This is a genomic window from Chryseobacterium sp. AG363, from assembly GCF_003610675.1.
Taxonomy (GTDB): Bacteria; Bacteroidota; Bacteroidia; order Flavobacteriales; family Weeksellaceae; genus Chryseobacterium; species Chryseobacterium cucumeris.
On record NZ_RAQF01000002.1, the window covers coordinates 888,049 to 908,203 of the forward strand.

Annotated in this window: 11 protein-coding genes; all 11 read left to right on the forward strand. The window is 41.1% G+C overall.

The window, feature by feature from the left end:
• Positions 1–47: 47 nt before the first annotated feature.
• The 11 genes from DEU39_RS03945 to araA all read left to right on the forward strand — a co-directional run bounded on the left by DEU39_RS03945 (position 48) and on the right by araA (position 20,141).
• Positions 48–920 (forward strand): alpha/beta hydrolase, encoded by an 873-nt coding sequence (locus DEU39_RS03945; RefSeq protein WP_120231009.1) that lies wholly within the window; start codon positions 48–50, stop codon positions 918–920.
• A 32-nt stretch (positions 921–952) separates the two neighbouring features.
• Entirely contained in the window at positions 953–2,335 is a 1,383-nt protein-coding gene (locus tag DEU39_RS03950; RefSeq protein ID WP_228436625.1) for a glycoside hydrolase family 43 protein, read from the forward strand.
• Positions 2,332–4,269 (forward strand): glycoside hydrolase family 97 protein, encoded by a 1,938-nt coding sequence (locus tag DEU39_RS03955; protein ID WP_120231011.1) that lies wholly within the window; start codon positions 2,332–2,334, stop codon positions 4,267–4,269. Before DEU39_RS03950 ends, DEU39_RS03955 begins: the two co-directional genes overlap by 4 nt.
• A 26-nt stretch (positions 4,270–4,295) precedes the next feature.
• Entirely contained in the window at positions 4,296–5,516 is a 1,221-nt protein-coding gene (locus tag DEU39_RS03960) for an SGNH/GDSL hydrolase family protein (RefSeq protein ID WP_120231012.1), read from the forward strand.
• A gap of 17 nt (positions 5,517–5,533) precedes the next feature.
• Positions 5,534–8,056, forward strand: a complete 2,523-nt coding sequence (locus DEU39_RS03965; protein WP_120231013.1) for a glycosyl hydrolase 115 family protein — start codon at positions 5,534–5,536, stop codon at positions 8,054–8,056.
• Positions 8,057–8,325: 269 nt separating this feature from the next.
• On the forward strand, positions 8,326–11,064 hold the full coding sequence (locus DEU39_RS03970; protein WP_120231014.1) for a T9SS type A sorting domain-containing protein: 2,739 nt from the start codon (positions 8,326–8,328) through the stop codon (positions 11,062–11,064).
• Between the two features lie 293 nt (positions 11,065–11,357).
• Positions 11,358–13,997: a beta-glucosidase gene (locus DEU39_RS03975; protein ID WP_120231015.1), complete on the forward strand. Its 2,640-nt coding sequence runs from the start codon at positions 11,358–11,360 to the stop codon at positions 13,995–13,997.
• 46 nt (positions 13,998–14,043) lie between these two features.
• Positions 14,044–16,032, forward strand: a complete 1,989-nt coding sequence (locus DEU39_RS03980) for an alpha-L-arabinofuranosidase C-terminal domain-containing protein (protein WP_120231016.1) — start codon at positions 14,044–14,046, stop codon at positions 16,030–16,032.
• A 128-nt stretch (positions 16,033–16,160) separates the two neighbouring features.
• Positions 16,161–17,861, forward strand: a complete 1,701-nt coding sequence (locus DEU39_RS03985) for a ribulokinase (protein WP_120231017.1) — start codon at positions 16,161–16,163, stop codon at positions 17,859–17,861.
• A 33-nt stretch (positions 17,862–17,894) separates the two neighbouring features.
• The gene (locus tag DEU39_RS03990) at positions 17,895–18,605 is read left to right on the forward strand and encodes an L-ribulose-5-phosphate 4-epimerase (protein ID WP_120231018.1); all 711 of its coding nucleotides are present in this window, start codon (positions 17,895–17,897) and stop codon (positions 18,603–18,605) included.
• Between the two features lie 39 nt (positions 18,606–18,644).
• Complete coding sequence (araA, locus tag DEU39_RS03995) at positions 18,645–20,141, forward strand: L-arabinose isomerase (RefSeq protein ID WP_110009788.1); 1,497 nt, start codon at positions 18,645–18,647, stop codon at positions 20,139–20,141.
• Positions 20,142–20,155 lie beyond the last annotated feature (14 nt).

Below are 20,155 nucleotides of genomic sequence, written 5' to 3' on the forward strand. Positions count from 1 at the left end.
TATTTTTTTAACTGAAATAATAAGTGTTAAAACTACAAATAAAAATCATGAATAAGTCAGTTGTATTAGCATTAGGTTTCATGCTGTCAGGAGTTTTTATTTCTGCACAGGTTTTTGATAAAAAAGTACCACAGGATTTCGATACAGAAAAAAAGGAAATTCCACACGGAAAAATTGATACTATACAGTATTCTTCGGCAACGGTTGGAACTACACGTAAAGCTTTGGTATATACGCCTCCCGGATATAAAAAAGGTGCTCAATATCCCGTTCTATATCTGCTACACGGTATTGGAGGAGATGAAAAAGAGTGGTTTAAAAATGGAACTCCGCAAATTATTTTAGATAATCTCTATGCCAAAGGAAAACTTTCTCCCATGATCGTTGTACTTCCCAACGGCCGGGCGATGAAGGATGACAGGGCAACCGGAGACATCATGGCAAAGGATAAAGTAGAAGCTTTTGTAACCTTTGAAAAAGACCTGCTGAATGATCTGATTCCCTTTGTAGAAAAAAAATATCCGGTTAAAAAAAACAGAATTGACAGAGCGATTGCCGGACTTTCCATGGGTGGTGGACAGACCCTGAATTTCGGACTGGGAAATATCGATAAGTTCGCATGGGTGGGAGCCTTTTCCGCAGCTCCAAATACAAAAGAACCTCAAGTTCTTCTCCCGGATCCATCCAAAGCTAAAGATTTACAACTTCTCTGGATCTCATGCGGAGACCAGGACAGGCTAATGCCTTTCAGTAAAAGAACGAGTGACTATCTTACAGACAATAAAATTCCCCATATTTTTTATATAGAACCGGGCGGTCACGATTTCAAAGTGTGGAAAAATGATCTGTATCTGTTCTCACAGTTGCTTTTCAAACCTGTCAATCAGGAAGAAGTCAATCGTATTCTGAAGTCACAATAAATACAGGATTAAGCTTTTAAATCCAAATTTCTATGAATATCCGTACAATACATATAAGTTTCATTTCGCTGATAGGTTTATTTTCAATGGGAACTGCGCAGAACCCTATTATTCAGACCAATTACACTGCAGACCCGGCACCAATGGTGTACAATGACAGGCTGTACGTGTATACCACACACGATGAGGATGACTCCACCTGGTTTACCATGAACGACTGGAAAGTGTATTCCACCAATGATATGGTCAACTGGACAGATCACGGAACAATTCTTTCCTATAAAGATTTCGACTGGGCAAAACGCGATGCCTGGGCCGCACAATGTTTAGAAAGAAACGGAAAGTTTTTTTTATACGTTCCGATGTGGTCCAAAACCAATAACAAAGGCGCTATAGGGGTTGCCGTTGGCGACAGTCCGTTGGGGCCTTTTCATGATCCGCTGGGAAAACCTCTTGTTCAGAGCGAATGGGGAGATATTGATCCCACCGTTTTTGTGGATGATGACGGACAGGCTCATATGTATTGGGGAAATCCTAAATTAAAATACGTAAAGCTGAATGAAGATATGATCTCCTATTCCGGAAATATTATAGAAGTTCCGATGACCGAAGAATCATTTGGAAAAAGGGACGGAAAACCTAACCCGGAAAGACCCACAAAATACGAGGAAGGCCCGTGGCTGTACAAAAGGAAAAACCTGTATTATCTTTTCTGGCCGGGTGGTCCGCTTCCCGAATTCATAGGATATTCTACAGGTAAAACAGCACAGGGACCCTGGAAATATGGAGGAATTGTTATGCCTACGGAAGGGAAATCATTCACCAATCATCCCGGTGTTATTGATTTCCGGGGGAAAACCTATTTCTTTTATCACAATGGTGCATTGCCGGGCGGAAGCGGGTTTACAAGATCAGTAAGTCTGGAAGAGCTTACCTTCAATAAAGACGGATCCATTTCGCCATTTAAAATGACTAACGGAATTACAAAAGCTATCGCAACAGTTAATCCTTATTCATTCAATCAGGCAGAAATGATTGCCTGGTCGGAAAATGTAAAATCCTATCAGAATAAAGAGGTTGGTGTTTTCATCAAAGCAAAGAAAAATGGAGCGTATACCAGTGTAAAGAACGTTGATTTCCGGAAAAAAGGAGCTAGTTCTTTTTCTGCAAGGGTCGGAACTACCCATAACAGTGACGTCACAATGACCATTCATTTGGATGCTGTGAACGGACCGGTTGCTGCAACGGTAAAGGTTCCGCTGACGGGCGGTGATGACCGCTGGGAAACCGTAAAAGTTCAGTTGACTGAAAAAATTACCGGCATTCATGATCTGTATTTTGTATTCAATGGAAAAGCCTCAACCGATATTATGTATTTCGATTACTGGACCTTTCTTGAAAATAATGAGTTATGAGAAAAAAAATTTTATATATCGTATTCAGTTTATTCCTGATCAGCAAAAGCTTTGCGCAGGTAGCAGAAATTTCAAGTCCGGACGGGTATCTGAAGCTTCAGGTTTTTTCAGAAGAGGGAAAAGCATCGTATAATGTTATCCTTCAGGGAAAAGCAATGCTTGAAAAATCCCCGCTGGGTTTGGTAACCAACGAGTCCAACTTTTCAAAGAATCTGACATTTACTGACAGCAAAAAAGATATCGTTTCTAAGAAATATACGAACGGAAAAATCAAAAAATCTGAGGTTCATTATAATGCGAATACTTTAACCGTTAATTTCACCAATGCAGACCAGCATCAGATCAGCATTGAATTTCAGGTGAGCAACAACAATATTGCTTTCCGTTATAATATTCCACCGATGAAAGAACGGCTGAGTGTTGTGGTACAGTCAGAAACCACAGGGTACAGATTTCCGTCACAGACTACTACTTTTCTTTCACCTATGATGAAACCGATGACAGGTTTTGCCCGCACAGCGCCAAGTTATGAAAGTGGTTATAAAGCTGATGCTGAGCTGGGAATACCATCCGATTATGGATACGTTTTCCCGGGTCTGTTCCATATCGGAAATGAAGGCTGGGTATTACTTTCTGAGACAGGAGTGAACAGTACATATTGTGCCTCACACCTTGAAACCACAGCAGAAAAAAGCCTTTACAAAGTAGCATATCCGAGCATTGCTGAAAATAACGGTTTCGGAAGTACCGGAGCAGCCGTTTCTCTTCCCGGAAAGACACCGTGGAGAACAATTACAGTAGGCAGCTCCCTGAAACCCATCGTAGAAACTACCATTCCTTTTGATGTGGTAGATCCGATGTATGAGCCTTCACAGAAGTATCAGTTCGGAAAATCTACCTGGAGCTGGATTCTGTGGCAGGATAACAGTATGAACTATGATGATCAGGTGAAATTCATAGACCTTGCTGCTGCGCTGAAATATCAGTTTATTCTTATGGATGCGCTTTGGGATAAAAACATAGGAAAAGACCGCATGAAAGAGCTTATTCAATATGCAAAATCTAAAAATGTCGGGGTATTACTCTGGTATAATTCCAACGGTGCTGCGAATGATGCACCCATGGGACCTAGAAATAAAATGAGCTCATCCATTGAACGGAAAAAAGAAATGAAATGGCTGAAAGAATTAGGCGTAAAAGGACTTAAAGTGGATTTCTTCGGAGGAGACAAACAGGAAACCATGCGTCTTTACGAAGATATTCTGTCAGATGCCAATGATTTTGGACTAACCATTATTTTCCATGGAGCTACTTTACCGAGAGGCTGGGAAGTAATGTACCCGAATTATGCAGGAAGCGAAGCCGTTCTTGCCTCGGAAATGCTCTATTTCTCAGAAGATGTACGGAAACATGAAGCTTTTTTTGCCACACTTCATCCTTTCATCAGAAATACAGTGGGAAGCATGGAGTTTGGCGGGACTTTCCTCAACAAATTTTTAACGAAATCCAACAGGGATAAAAATAAAAGACATACTACGGACGGTTTTCAGCTGGCTACAGCAGTCCTGTTTCAGAATCCCGTTCAGATGTTTGGGATCATGCCGAATAATCTGACCGATGCTCCGGAATTTCAGCTCAGCTTCATGAAAGAAGTTCCGACACTTTGGGATGAGACAGTTTTCATAGACGGCTATCCCGGGAAATATGCCGTGGTTGCGAGAAGACAAGCGGATCAATGGTATGTGGCAGGCGTAAATGCTGAGAAGCAATCCCAGAAACTGAAGATAAAACTTCCGATGTTCGCCGGGAAAAACTTGAAGTATATCAATGATGATGCAAAAGGAAACACAACAGAGAAAGACGTAAAAGTGAATACAAAAGGGGATTTTACGATTGAAATTCAGCCGAACGGAGGATTTATAGTAAGAAATTAAAAATTGATAAAGAAAAAACAGAAAAAATGTGCTTCAAAAACTTATACATCTTTATCATTTCGGGATTTTTGGTTTCCTGCACTTCCCCCCGGAGTCTGGAAAAGCAGTCTTCCAATGACCAGTGGCTCACTACCTGGGCAACGGCTCCCCAATTGGTGGAACCCAAAAACCTTGCGCCGGAACCAGGGCTTTCGGGGAACACCCTGCGTCAGATTGTGCGTGTATCTGTAGGTGGGAAAAAACTGCGGTTACGTTTTTCCAACAAGTATTCCATGGATAGTCTGGCGGTAAAAGCGGTTTCCATTGCTGTTCCGTCCGATAGCAGCAATGTGGATGCAGCTACCATCAGATCATTAACGTTTGAGAAGAAAAACAGTTTTAAAATTGCTCCCGGATCTGATATTTATTCTGATGAAGTGAACTTTAACCTGAAGTCCAATTCGCTGCTGGCCATTACCATTTCCTATGGAAAAGTAACCCAATCTGTCACCGGGCATCCGGGTTCAAGAACAACCTCTTTTATTGTTAAAGGTGTGCAAGCGAGTGCTGCTATATTTAAAAATCCTGTAAAAACAGATCATTGGTATTCGCTTTCTAACATCGATGTAAAGACAGGTGAACCCTCGTATGCGGTCGCTATTATGGGAAATTCCATTACCGACGGAAGAGGATCGGGAACCAATAAACAGAATCGCTGGCCGGATATTTTTTCGCAGAGGTTACTGGCGAATCCTTCAACCAGGAATGTAAGTGTCCTTAATTTCGGGATTGGTGGGAATTGTGTGGTGCGTGGCGGTTTGGGTCCTACAGCATTAGACCGTTTCGATTATAACATCCTCAATCAGCAGGGCGTAAAATGGCTGATCATTCTGGAAGGAGTGAATGATCTGGGAGGAACAAGAGATGCTGATGATGCCTCCAAAAGAATAGAAGAACTGATTGCCGCTTACCAGGTGATGATCAATAAGGCACATGCTAGCGGAATCAAAGTGTACGGAGCAACAATTCTTCCTTTTGGAAAGTCGTTCTATGACAAACCTTTCCGTATCGAGGCCTGGAAAAAAGTAAATGACTGGATAAGAAACAGCGGAAAATTTGATGCCGTCATCGATTTTGCAAAACAAATGCAAAGTGAAAATCCGGAAGTCATCTTAAACGATATGCACGATCATGATTTTCTTCATCCCAATGAGGCCGGCTACAGGAGAATGGGAGAATTTGTGGATCTGAACTTATTTAAAAATTAAAATCAAAAAGATAGAGTATGAATTTTACAAAAAACATTTCGCTGTTTCTTACGTTGTTGTTTATATTTTTTGTAAAAGCAACCGAACCATTTATTTCTTTTGCTAAGACAGAAAATTCGATGGTATTGAAAGAACGCAATTCAGGTTTGACACTGTTTTCAGACAGCGATTCGGATAAAGGAATTCTGCGTGCCATTGCGAATCTTCAATCTGATTTTCAAAAAGTAACTGGTGTTCATCCTAATCTGGTTTCCCAAAACTCTGGTGTGAACGGAATGATCATCATTATTGGTGAAGCAGGTAAAAGCAAGACCATTGATAATTTAATTCGTCAAAAAAAGCTGGATGGAAAAGCATTAACAGGGAAAAGAGAAAAATATATCATTCAGAATATCAGCAATCCTTTTCCGGGCGTTTCCGAAGCCATTGTGATTGCAGGTAGTGATAAAAGGGGAACAATTTATGGAATTTATGAAATGTCTAAGCAGATAGGTGTTTCACCATGGTATTATTGGGCTGACGTTCCGGTTGAGAAAAAAGATAATGTATACTTTAAAAAAGGAATCTATACCGATGGTGAGCCTGCTGTAGAGTATCGCGGTATTTTCCTTAACGATGAAGAACCTTCATTGGGAGGCTGGGCAAGAGCAACTTTTGGCGGAGTTAATTCTAAATTTTACGAAAAAGTTTTTGAACTGATTCTACGTCTTAAAGGAAACTATATCTGGCCGGCAATGTGGGGGAAAGCATTCTATGACGACGATCCTCTGAGTGGCCCTTTAGCAAATGAAATGGGTATTGTCATGGGAACTTCCCACCATGAGCCTATGGCTTTGGCACAAACCGACTGGCACAGGTATATCAAAAAAAATAACCTCCCGAATGTCTGGGATTATGCTAAAAATGCAGAAGTTTTACAGAAATTCTGGAGATCCGGACTCGAGAGAAGCAAAAACTGGGAAAAACTCGTAACAGTAGGAATGCGCGGTGATGGTGATGAAGCGATGGGAGAGGGAACCAATATTTCCCTGCTGGAGAAAATTGTAAAAGACCAGCGTAAAATCATCGCTGAGGTTACCGGGAAAAAAGCAGAGAAAACACCTCAGGTCTGGGCATTGTATAAAGAAGTTCAGGACTATTATGATAAAGGAATGCGGGTTCCGGATGATGTGATTCTACTGTTCTGTGATGATAACTGGGGAAATGTAAGAAAGCTTCCGGACCTCTCAAAACCTTTGCATAAAGGAGGCTATGGAATCTATTACCACTTTGATTATGTAGGCGGACCAAGAAACTCCAAATGGATCAACATAAGCCCCATCCAGAGAGTCTGGGAACAGATGAACCTTTCCTATGCACACAAAGTAGATAAGCTTTGGGTCGTGAATGTAGGAGATTTAAAACCGATGGAATTTCCGATCAGTTTTTTCCTGGAAATGGCCTGGAATCCCAAACAGTTTAATGCTAAAAACCTTTTGGAATATACTGAGAAATGGGCTGCTCAGCAGTTTGGTGAAAAACATGCAAAAGAAATTGCCGGGATGATTAATCTGTATTCCAAATATAACAGAAGAGTAACCCCTGAAACCCTTGACAGCAAAACGTACAGCCTTGAAAATTACCATGAATTTGAAACGGTTTTAAATGATTACAGAGCTTTGGCGATAGAAGCCTTACGTTTAAAAGAGCAGATTCCGACAGAATATCAGGATGCGTATTATCAGTTGGTTTTGTACCCGATTGATGCATGCAGTAATTTATACGAAATGTACTATGCGGTGGCAAAAAACAGGGAACTGGCAGCAAAAAAAGATCCTGAAGCCAATTTCTACGCAGATAAAGTGAAGACATGTTTTGAAAGAAACGCTTATCTGGATAATCAATACAATAATGTGATTGCCGGAGGAAAATGGAAGCATATGATGGATCAGATGAGGATAGGATATAAAAGTTGGGCAGACGGAAAAGAAAATATAATGCCTGAAGTGACCTATATTTCTGAAGCTGAGGTTCCCAAAGAAAAGGTATTTAAGGAGAAAAACGGCTATGTTTCCATTGAAGCAGAAAATTTTGCAAGAATGAGCAACTCTAACCGGATTCATTGGGAAGTGATTCCTGATTTTGGAAAAACAAAGTCGGGAGTGACAACTTTTCCGCAGAATGCTTATCCTAAAAGCGATGAAAATATCTGGCTGGAATATGATATCAATTTTGAATCAAAAGGGGAGTTTGAAGTCCAGTTATTATTAGCTCCGACTTTAAATTTTAATCATAATAAAGGATTGCTTTACGAAATTTATTTTGACAACGAAACTCCGCAAATTGTCAACTTCAATGGCCATTACAAAGGAGAATTGGGAAGATGGCAGTCCGAACATATTATTAAATCTATTACAAAGCATTCGGTTCAGCAGGCTGGAAAACATACATTACGTTTCAGAGTGCTGGAACCCGGTATTATCCTTGAAAAGATACTGATCAACACCGGAGGATTAAAACCCTCTTACCTGGGCGCTCCGGAAAGCGAAATGCTTCGCTGATTGGCCCGATACTCATCACAAACAACACTTTAATTATGAAACATTAATCTTAATTCAAATTCCAATCTGAAATACAGTTCCCTCACAGAGAATGAAGAGAAAGCACAGCGAATGATTTTGTAAGCAACTTTATTTAACAGATCGCTGCCTGATATCATTCAGGGTATTTTCCTGACGGTTTTTGAAAATGAACCGTCTTGATGGGGAATCTATTGCCCTTACTTTAATTGTTTACGATCAAAATCACAAATATCTAAAACTAAACCATTATGAAAAAATTTTTAAATCTTCTCAGTATTCATTCTATATGTTTGTTTTTCAGCTGTCTGGCGTATGGGCAGCTTACAACTGTAAAAATTGATAAGAACACATCTTATCAGAAAATAAAAGGGTTCGGTGGATTTGTATGCAGTCCCCAGTTTGCCTATAATCATATGTCTGCATCAGAAATTCAGACGCTTTGGGGAGCTTCCAGTGAAGGTAGATATAATATTATGAGATTATATATTCCCGAAAACAGCAGCAACTGGAGCTCAGTACTGGCCACAGCACAGCTCGCCAAATCTATGGGGCTTACCATTTTTGCTTCGCCCTGGACCATGCCGGCAGCCTGGAAAACCAATAATCATGTCAATGCTGTTTACACTGACACTAACGGAGTACAGCAGGTAGGATATTTAAAGCCGGAAAATTATCAGGATTACGCCCTTTATCTTAACAGCTTTGTTACCTATCTCCAGAACAATGGAGTAGATCTTGATTATATCTCTATTCAAAATGAACCGGATGAAATGGCCCAGTATCAGGGATGTATCTGGACTCCTGCACAAGTTACCACTTTTATCAAGAACTATGGGCAGCTCATCAACTGTAAAGTGATTGCCCCGGAAAGTGTAGGATTTACGGATAATTTTGCCAGTGCTTTGCTGGATCCTGCGGCAATGGCCAATTTTGAAGTTTATGGGGGGCATCAATACGGGCTTATGCAGTCTGCCTACAAACAATTCCAGAATTACAACAAAGAAATCTGGCAGACAGAGTATTTGATCAACTGGAACTCTTCATCCACCCAGCCGGCACGAGATTTCAGCTGGAATACAGATGCTTTTACTTTTGCCAGCAGTGTCAACAATGCATTACTGGGAAATATCAATGCCTGGATTCATTACTCTGCCAAAAGGTATTACGGGTTAATGGGTGACGGAACTTATGGAACCACCGCAGGCCTAATGACCAAAAGAGGCTATATCCTTTCCCATTATGCCAAGTATACAATAGGCAAGACGAGAATAGAAGCCAAATGGGATGACAAAACCGGAGTTTTACAAGGCTCTTCATATATTTCGCAGGACGGCAATCAGGTTGTTCTTATGGTCATTAATCCTTCTCAGAACTCCTATAGTTTGAAGGTTGATCTGCCTTTTTACACGACTTCGGGAACAAAAATCCTGACCAATACGCAATCCAATATGGTGAGCACACCTCTTTCTTTGAGTACGGCAACATTCCGGCCTACTGCTGATATCAGCCCTTCCAGTGTTATGACTTTTGTTTTTAATAAAAGTGGCGACAGGCCTGCTTCTCTCATGACAGGCGGTGATATCCATTATAATAAAATCGAAACACAAACTACTACCAGTACAGCTTTTGGGACAGGATTCAATATCAGCAATACAACGGTGACGTTCTCTAATCCAAGCCCTCTTATCAGTAATAATATGACTGCGGCTAACGGATATCTTCAGCTTAATGACCGGTACAATAAACTGATCCTGCATGTAAACAGCTATACAACAGCGGGACAAAGCTATTCAGACAATACGACTTTATATTACATCAACAGTCAGGGCGTAACGAAATCATATAATTACGGCAAGATTAATTTTCCGCAGGGAGGAAACTTCGATATCACATTAGATATTTCAAGACAGGTGCTTACAGACGGATGCAAAGGAATTTTAGGACTGAGAAATTCCAATTACAGCTCTGTGCTTACGCTTAATCTGGGAGATGTTTATTTCAATGTAGGTAATGAAATTGCTTCTAAATTCGGAGGAACTTATTCTGCAAGCGACAGCTATCTGATGGATGCCCTGGAAAATGGCTACTACACTTCTGTAGACATCAGAAATGCAGCAGGAGTTACTTCCTCCAATAACTGGCAGCCTATGAGTGCTAACTCTAACAGCATTTATTATGTGAATTCAAACATAAGTTCATCTGCCAATAATGTGATTTCAGGTACAGCTTGTTCAAATCTTGTCCTTTCCGGTCAGGGTATGGACTTTCAGGTGCCGTTTAACTTTACAGCCAATACAGCTTCTTACAGCCGTATATTTAATGGTTACGATGTGTTGATCCTTCCATTCCAGGCTAATATACCTTCCGGAGTTACTGCTTATCTGATGTCTCCGAATGCCAGTAATATCAGTTGTACCGCAATTTCAAACGGAATCATTCCTGCGAATACTCCGGTAATCATCAATGCGACAGGGAATATTACTTTCAACGGCTCAGGAAATGTTTCCACACCTAAAGCAATCACTGTGAATCAGATGAACGGGGTTTATCAGAGTATCAAAGTTCCGGCGAATGCTTATGTGCTGAAAACAGAAAACGGAGTAACAGGCTTCTATAAAGTAACTGCAGGAAGCGAACCTGCAATAGGATCTTTCAAAGCATATCTTACAGAAGAAAATACTTATTCTGCCAACGTTCTTCCTTTAAACTTCGGATCGTTAAGCACCAGAAATATTTCTGCTGAAGCTAAAAAAGAGGATGTAAAAATATATCCTAATCCGGTAAAAGCAGACCTTTTCATTGATTCTGATTTGTCAGAAGCAGCTGCCACCATTTTTGACGGAAGAGGAAGTGTCATCAGATCCGGATTGAAAATAAATCCAGGAAAAAACCATATTAACGTGGGAGATTTCCCGGCTGGTATTTACTTTATTGAGGTTACTCAAAAAAATAGTACAGTAGTAAAACAAAAATTTGTCAAAGAGTAAATTGAATCCAAAGCCATCATGAGCATTGCTTATGGTGGCTTTATTTCAACAATTTGGTATGAAAACCAAAAGTAAGTAGGATTTATTCTTAATTTAAGTGTATTATTTACATTTATTTAAAATAGAACGTTATATTTGTTTTTCATTGCATTGTTGCTGAATAATACTGGCAATTTGTATAAAATAAGAATGAAAACATAATTATCCATGAAAATCTGTAAAATCAGTGGGCTAAGAATTGTTAATCACAAAATCAACAGCCTTTTCCGGACTTTATTGAAACCATACTACCTATGAAAAGAATTGTATTAATCCTATGTGCAACACTGGCAGCCCCTTTATTTTTTGCCCAGAGCCATTATAAATACCCATTCAGAAACCCGGATCTTCCGGTTAATGAGAGAATAGAGAACCTTCTTTCTTTATTGACCACAGAAGAAAAGATAGGAATGATGATGGATAATTCCCAGGCAGTTCCCCGTCTGGAAATTCCTGCCTACGGATGGTGGAATGAAGCACTTCACGGAGTGGCAAGAGCAGGAACAGCCACAGTTTTTCCTCAGGCAATCGGGATGGCAGCCACATGGGATGTTCCGGAGCATTTTAAAACTTTTGAAATGATTTCTGATGAAGCACGGGCAAAATACAACAGATCTTTTGATGAAGCTCTGAAAACAGGACGATACGAAGGACTGACCTTCTGGACACCCAATATCAATATTTTCCGTGACCCAAGATGGGGAAGAGGCCAGGAAACCTACGGTGAAGACCCTTATCTGACCTCTGTTCTGGGTGTTGCTGCAGTAAAAGGTCTGCAGGGAAATGACCCGAAATATTTTAAAACCCACGCCTGCGCCAAGCATTTTGCAGTACATAGCGGACCGGAATGGAACCGCCATTCCTACAATGCAGAAATTTCAAAAAGAGATCTGTATGAGACGTATCTTCCCGCTTTTAAAGCATTGGTTCAGGAAGGGAATGTAAGAGAAGTAATGTGTGCCTACAATGCTTTTGACGGGCAGCCATGTTGTGCTAACAATACTTTACTTACAGAAATTCTCCGTGGAAAATGGAAGTATGACGGAATGGTGGTCTCGGACTGCTGGGCATTGGCCGATTTCTTTCAGAAAAAATACCACGGCACTCATCCTGACGAAAAAACAACCGCAGCGGATGCCCTGAAACATTCTACGGATCTGGAATGCGGAGATACCTATAACAATCTGAATAAATCTCTGGCAAGCGGACTGATTACCGAAAAAGATATCGATGCATCAATGCGCAGAATCCTGAAAGGCTGGTTTGAACTGGGAATGCTTGACCCGAAATCTTCCGTTCACTGGAATACAATTCCTTATTCTGTAGTCGATTCTGAAGAACATAAAAAGCAGGCACTGAAAATGGCACAAAAGTCAATTGTGCTGATGAAAAATGAAAACAATGTTCTGCCTCTCAGTAGAAACATTAAAAAAATTGCCGTTGTAGGTCCGAATGCTGATGACGGATTGATGCAGTTAGGAAACTATAATGGAACTCCCTCTTCAATTGTAACAATCTTAGACGGAATCAAAACCAAATTCCCGAATACTGAAATTATTTACGAAAAAGGAAGCGAAGTAACAGATCCTTCGTCCAGAACGTCACTCTATCAGAATTTCATCAGTCAGAAAAACGGCGCGAAAGGAATGAAAGTAACGTTTTTTAATAACAATGAATTCAAAGGGCAGCCGGCCAATGTTTCCGTAAATTCAACCGCCATCAGCTACAACAGTTTTGGAGGAACCCAGCTTGCGCCCAATGTAGGAAGAGAAAATACCTCAGCGATCATTTCAGGGGTTTTCAAAAGTACCTATACAGGAGAGGTTGTGTTTTCTGCTTCCACTTCTGATATTTATACTCTTTTTGTGAACGGGAAAGAAATCGCAACAAGAAAAGGACCTGATGCAAGACATCCTTCGGAGTTTCCTGTAAAAATGGAGAAAGGAAAAGAATACCAGATAGAACTGCGTCATACACAAAAAGGAAAATATGTAAGCATCAGTTTTGAAGTGTACAGAAAAGACCCTGTTAATTTTGCTTCGGTGAGAGAAAAGGTGAAAAATGCAGACGTTATTGTCTTTGCAGGCGGACTTTCTCCAAGTCTGGAAGGTGAAGAGATGATGGTAAATGCAGAAGGCTTCAAAGGCGGTGACAAAACTTCGATTGCCCTTCCTAAAGTCCAGCGGGACCTGTTGGCGGAGCTTAGAAAAACCGGCAAACCTGTTGTTTTTGTTCTTTGTACCGGAAGTGCTCTGGGATTGGAACAGGATGAGAAAAATTATGATGCCCTGTTGAATGCCTGGTATGGCGGACAATCAGGAGGAACGGCCGTAGCAGATGTTTTGGCAGGGGATTATAACCCTTCAGGAAAATTACCCATTACCTTTTACAAAAACCTTGAGCAGCTGGATAACGCTCTTTCAAAGACAAGCAAACACGAAGGATTTGAGAATTATGATATGCAGGGAAGAACCTACCGTTATATGACGGAAAAACCTCTTTATCCGTTCGGGCATGGCCTGAGCTATTCAAAATTTGTTTATGGAGATTCAAAACTCAGCAAAAATACTATCAATACCAACGAAAATGTGACGATCACAATTCCGGTAACCAATGTTTCAGAAAGGGATGGCGAAGAAGTCGCTCAGGTCTATATCAAAAGAAATAATGATACCCAGGCACCGGTAAAAACGTTAAGGGCTTTTGAAAGGACTTTAATCAGATCTAAAGAAACAAAAAATATTCAGCTGACCCTCTCCAAAGATTCATTTGCCTTCTATGATGAAAAAGCAGATGATCTGGTTTCAAAACCCGGCGATTATACCATTTTTTATGGCGGAACTTCTGATGATACGGGGTTAAAAAGTATTCCGTTAACAGTAAATAGAAATTGATTCAGGATAAATTGAGACATGCTTTAGCTTTCAAAATATACGATCTATGACAACTAAAAATAAAATATTCTCCATCGCGATTTCCCTTAGTGCTGCTTTTTTTTCGGCTCAGAATAATACGGTCCGTAGCTTTAACCTGGATCTGAAAGAAACTTCTGCACCTGTTAAAATACAACCTACCATGTATGGGATTTTCTTTGAAGACATCAATTTTGCAGCAGATGGCGGATTGTATGCTGAACTGATTAAAAACCGCAGCTTTGAATTTGACGAACCTTTCACAGGATGGAAACAGCCTAACGCAAAAACACTTTCCCCTAATCTGGATTCCGGATTTCTGACCATTTATTCCGACCCTAAAAAAAACAATAAAAATTATGCGAGAATTACCGTTCTGAATGATAAAAATTATATTCTGGAAAATGAAGGATTCAGGGGAATAGGGCTTCATCAAGGTGAAAATTATGATTTCAGCTTTGATCTGGAGAATGTTTCGGGAAATATTGCTGCGGTCAATGCAAGTCTTGTTGATGAAAATGGGAAGGAAATTTCTTCAGTTTCCACACTTATAAAAAGAAACGGATGGCAGAAGTATACAACAGTTTTCAAAGCACCACAAACTGTAGAAAAAGCAAAACTGCGGATTACATTTACCGGAAACGGCATCGTGAACATGGATATGATCTCCCTTTTCCCGCAGGATACCTGGAAAGGCAGAAAAGGAGGCTTACGAAAAGATCTGGTTCAGAAATTATATGATTTACAACCCGGTTTTTTGAGATTCCCAGGGGGCTGTATTGTAGAGGGAAGAACGTTGGCAGAACGATATCAGTGGAAAAAAACAATTGGAAATGTGGCAGACCGCGAATATCTCATCAATAAATGGAGCACAGGATTTCCGCATCGTCTTACACCGGATTACGGACAGTCTTTCGGATTAGGTTTTTATGAATATTTCCAGCTTTCCGAAGATCTGGGCGCAGAACCTGTTCCTATTCTGAGCTGCGGAATGGCTTGCCAGTTCAATACCGCAGAACTGGTGAAAATGGAAGACCTTGATCCCTACGTTCAGGATGCCCTGGACCTGATTGAATTTGCCAACGGAGATTCCAGAACAAAATGGGGTAAAATCCGTGCTGAAATGGGGCATCCAAAGCCTTTTAATTTAAAATTTATCGGAGTGGGAAATGAACAGTGGGGAGCGGATTATATTGAACGCTATAAAGTTTTTGAAAAAGCAATTCATACAAAATATCCTGACATAAAGATCATTTCCGGAAGCGGACCGTCACCTGACGGCGAGTTCTTTGAATATGGATGGAAAGAGTTGAAGCAGCTTAATGCACAGATTGTTGATGAGCACTATTACAACTCTCCCGAATGGTTTATGAAAAATGCAGGCAGATACGATCAGTATGACCGTTCCGGGCCAAAAGTTTTTGCCGGGGAATATGCAGCCCAGTCTGTAGGCGTGGTAAAGCCTGATAATAAAAATAACTGGCTGACGGCCCTTTCAGAAGCCGCTTTTATGACCGGTCTTGAAAGAAATGCAGATGTGGTTTATATGACTTCCTACGCACCGCTTTTTGCCCATGCTGACGGCTGGCAGTGGACGCCCGATCTCATCTGGTTCAATAATCTGAAATCCTACGCGACCCCGAATTATTATGTTCAGAAATTATTTTCCAACAATAAAGGAACGGATGTACTGAAAATAGAAAGTAACGGAAAAGCCTTGTCCGGGCAGGAGAAGTTATATGCTACAGCTGTAAAAGATGCCAAAACTCATGAGATTATTATTAAAATAGTCAATACTGATACTCAGGCTAAAACGGTTAATATCAAACCCGGAACTCTGAAAACAGGTAAGAAAATAACCAAAATCCTTCTATCTGCACCACAGCTTTCTACTGAAAATAGTTTCGATGCTGAACCTATAAAACCTAAAGAAGAGATTTCTGAAGCCAAAAATGGTGAAATTTCAACGGAAATTCCTGCCAATTCTTTAATTGTTTTAAAGGTGAAATTAATTTAATAATTTGATATTCAGTGTTTTGTTAAAAATAAGTGTGTTTTTTACATTTATTTAGAATAGAATCTTATATTTGTTTTTATCTCATCAGGAGAATTTAAAATCTCAATAATCAAAAACGTTTCACCACCATGAAAAAATATGTTATCGGGCTGGACTACGGTACAGATTCCGTACGGGCCGTCCTTATTGATACTGAAAACGGTTCCGAAATAACTTCTTCAGTCAGCTACTACCAGAGATGGAAGGAAGGCCGATTTTGTAATCCATCAGCCAACAGTTTCAGACAGCATCCTTCAGATCATATTGAAGGTCTGGAAAAAACGATTTCAGAAATAGTAAAAGAAAGCGGGATACCGGCAGAGCAGATCGTCAGTATTTGTATTGATACTACAGGCTCTTCACCGTTACCAGTAACAAGTGATGGAACTGCTCTGGCGCTGGTTCCGGGATTTGAAGAGAATCCCAACGCCATGATGGTTTTATGGAAAGACCATACTGCCATTCGTGAAGCCGAAGAAATCAATACCCTTGCAAGAACCTGGGGTGGTGAAGATTATACAAGATATGAAGGCGGTATTTACTCTTCAGAATGGTTCTGGGCTAAAATACTGCACATCAGCAGAGCAGATGCAGAGGTAAAAAATGCTGCGTACACCTGGATGGAGCACTGTGATTATCTGACCTATCTTTTATCAGATCATAAAGACCTGGCAACATTCAAAAGAAGCCGTTGTGCTGCCGGCCACAAAGCCATGTGGCATGAGTCGTGGGGCGGTCTGCCTTCCGAAGAGTTTCTCAACAGGCTAGATCCTTCTCTGGGAGCGCTCAGAGGAAGATTATACAAGGAAACCTATACTTCAGATGAAATTGCCGGCTACCTGAATGAAGAATGGGCCGCAAAAACCGGTCTTACCACCAAAACCATTATTACTGTAGGAACTTTTGATGCCCATTCAGGAGCTGTAGGAGCCAGGGTGGAAGAAAATACCCTGATCAGGATCATGGGAACTTCTACCTGCGATATTATGGTGGCCTCACAGGAAGCTATCGGAGATACAACCGTAAAAGGAATCTGCGGACAGGTTGACGGCTCCGTAATTCCGGGACTGATAGGGCTTGAAGCAGGACAGTCAGCCTTTGGAGATGTGCTGGCATGGTATAAAGATATCCTGATGTGGCCGGTTCACCAGGTGATGATACATTCCGAAAATATTTCAGAGGAGCATAAAACAAAGCTCGCTGAAGAAATGGAGGACGGACTTATCAGAGAATTGACTCTTGAAGCAGAAAAAATTCCTCTCTCAGATAGTGTTCCGATTGCATTGGACTGGGTAAACGGAAGAAGAACACCGGATGCAGACCAGCAACTTAAGGCAGCAATTAGTCAGCTTTCTTTGGGAACAAGAGCTCCCCATATTTTCAAAGCTTTGGTGAATGCCATTTGCTTCGGAGCTAAGAAGATCGTTGACCGTTTTGAAGAGGAAGGTGTGAAAATCAATAAAGTGATCGGAATCGGAGGAGTAGCAAGGAAATCACCGTTTATCATGCAGACACTCGCTAATGTTCTGGATATGCCGATTGTTGTTGCCGCTTCGGACCAGACTCCCGCGTTAGGGGCTGCTGTTTATGCTGCTGTTTCAGCAGGAATTTATCCGACCGTTCAGGAAGCAAGCATGAAAATGGGCTCCGCATTTGAAGCGGAATATCAGCCGAAAGCGGAAGAAGTACAGCACTACAGAGAATTAATGCAGCAATACCAGAAGCTCGCTGATTTTGTAGAATACAATACCAAACTGAAAAACAACAGGAAAGAACTTCAGAACTCCTGATTTTCCATTTTAACCTTTTGAATGATACTCAAAATGAATACCTATAAAGAACTCCAAAGAGAATGTTATGAAGCGAATATGCAGCTGGATGCCCTGAAGCTGGTGGTCTATACTTTCGGGAATGTGAGTGCTGTAGACCGTGATAAAGGCATTTTTGCCATTAAACCAAGCGGTGTCCCTTATGACATTTTAAAGCCGGAAGATATGGTGATTTTAGACTTTGACGCCAATGTTATTGAAGGCAGGCTCAGACCTTCTTCCGATACCAAGACCCATGCTTTCCTTTATAAAAACTGGGAAAATATCGGTGGGATTTCTCATACTCATGCCATCTATTCCGTGGCGTGGGCACAGGCACAAATGGACATTCCTGTTTTCGGGACCACTCATGCAGACCATCTTACGACAGATATTCCCTGCGCTCCGCCGATGCGGGATGAGCTGATCGAAGGAAACTACGAATACAATACAGGAATACAGATTCTGGAATGCTTTAAAGAAAAACAGCTCTCCCCGGAAGAAGTAGAAATGGTTCTGATCGGCAATCACGGTCCGTTTACCTGGGGTAAGAATGCTGAGAAAGCGGTCTACAACAGCAAAGTACTGGAAACCATTGCCGAAATGGCGTACCTCACCAGGCAGATCAATCCTGATGCAGAACGTCTGAAAGACTCACTCATCAAAAAACATTATGAACGTAAACACGGCAAGAATGCTTATTACGGACAGGAATTTAAACACTAAACATTTCAAGATAAACAACTATTAACGATCAACAAAACTATGTTAACACCTCTCAATACCAAAGAAGTCTGGTTCATCACAGGAAGTCAGCATTTATACGGACCAGAAACACTGGCACAGGTAGCAGAACACTCACAGAAAATTGTGGCAGAACTTGAAAAATCTTCTTTCATCCCGGTAAAAGTTATTGTAAAGCCAACGGTAAAAACTACCGAAGAGATATTTGAAACCATTGCAGCAGCCAATCATGCAGAAAACTGTATAGGAGTAATTACGTGGATGCATACTTTTTCACCCGCTAAAATGTGGATCAGAGGGCTAAAAATTTTACAGAAGCCTCTTCTGCATCTGCATACCCAATTCAACAGAGATATTCCGTGGTCTACCATGGACATGGACTTTATGAACCTTAACCAGGCGGCTCATGGAGACCGTGAATTTGGTTTTATGGTAAGCAGGCTCCGAAAGAACAGAAAAGTCGTGGTAGGGCACTGGTCAGAAGAAAGAGTTCAGAAGCAAATTGGTGACTGGAGCCGTGTTGCTGCAGGCTGGGACGACTGGCAGGGAGCTAAATTTGCACGTTTCGGAGATAATATGCGGTTTGTTGCCGTTACAGATGGAGATAAAGTGGAAGCTGAAACCCAGTTCGGCTTTTCAGTGAATACCTGGGGAATCGGTGATCTTGTAGGCGTTATCAATTCTGTAAGTGAGGGAGAAATAAAAAGCCTGATGGAAGAATATGAATCTTCTTATCACATGGCAGCATCTCTTTTGGAGGGAGGAGCCAACAGAAGTTCGCTGCACACCGCTGCAAAAATTGAATTAGGACTTGAGAAGTTTTTAAAAGACGGTGGATTTAAAGGATTCTCTGATACTTTTGAAGACCTTCACGGGCTGGAGCAGCTGCCGGGAATTGCCGTACAGAGACTGATGCAGAAAGGATACGGATTTGCAGGCGAAGGAGACTGGAAAACCGCAGCGCTCGTACGTGCCATGAAAACAATGGGGCAGGGCCTTGAAGGTGGAAATGCCTTTATGGAAGATTATACCTATCATTTAGACCCTTCCAATCCTTCCATTTTAGGCTCACATATGCTGGAAGTAGATCCTGTGCTGGCTGCCGGGAAACCTTCATGCGAGATCCATCCGCTGGGAATCGGAGGAAAAGCAGATCCCGTTCGTCTTGTTTTTAACTCCAGAGGAAATATTGATTCTCTGAATGCTGCCCTGATGGACTTTGGAAACCATTTCAGACTGCTGATCAACAAAACCAGAGCATTGGAAATTACAGAAGAGCTGCCAAAGCTTCCGGTAGCAAGAGTTTTATGGAAACCTCTTCCTGATTTATATACGGCCGCAGAAGCCTGGATACTGGCAGGAGGGGCGCACCATACATGTTACAGTGAAAATATTTCGGCAGAACAGCTGGAAGATTTTGCTGAGATAGCAGGAATTGAATCATTAGTTATTGATGAAGATACCAGAATGCGTGATTTCAAAAATACACTTCGTTGGAATGAAATGTATTATCGTTAATTAATTGTAAAAAA

Bases quoted from the DNA above. Each gene is read 5' to 3' on its own strand.
- araA (WP_110009788.1), top strand. From the start codon at position 18,645: ATGTTAACACCTCTCAATACCAAAGAAGTCTGGTTCATCACAGGAAGT.
- DEU39_RS03955 (WP_120231011.1), top strand. From the start codon at position 2,332: ATGAGAAAAAAAATTTTATATATCGTATTCAGTTTATTCCTGATCAGC.
- DEU39_RS03960 (WP_120231012.1), top strand. From the start codon at position 4,296: ATGTGCTTCAAAAACTTATACATCTTTATCATTTCGGGATTTTTGGTT.
- DEU39_RS03990 (WP_120231018.1), top strand. From the start codon at position 17,895: ATGAATACCTATAAAGAACTCCAAAGAGAATGTTATGAAGCGAATATG.
- DEU39_RS03945 (WP_120231009.1), top strand. From the start codon at position 48: ATGAATAAGTCAGTTGTATTAGCATTAGGTTTCATGCTGTCAGGAGTT.
- DEU39_RS03965 (WP_120231013.1), top strand. From the start codon at position 5,534: ATGAATTTTACAAAAAACATTTCGCTGTTTCTTACGTTGTTGTTTATA.
- DEU39_RS03985 (WP_120231017.1), top strand. From the start codon at position 16,161: ATGAAAAAATATGTTATCGGGCTGGACTACGGTACAGATTCCGTACGG.
- DEU39_RS03950 (WP_228436625.1), top strand. From the start codon at position 953: ATGAATATCCGTACAATACATATAAGTTTCATTTCGCTGATAGGTTTA.
- DEU39_RS03970 (WP_120231014.1), top strand. From the start codon at position 8,326: ATGAAAAAATTTTTAAATCTTCTCAGTATTCATTCTATATGTTTGTTT.
- DEU39_RS03975 (WP_120231015.1), top strand. From the start codon at position 11,358: ATGAAAAGAATTGTATTAATCCTATGTGCAACACTGGCAGCCCCTTTA.
- DEU39_RS03980 (WP_120231016.1), top strand. From the start codon at position 14,044: ATGACAACTAAAAATAAAATATTCTCCATCGCGATTTCCCTTAGTGCT.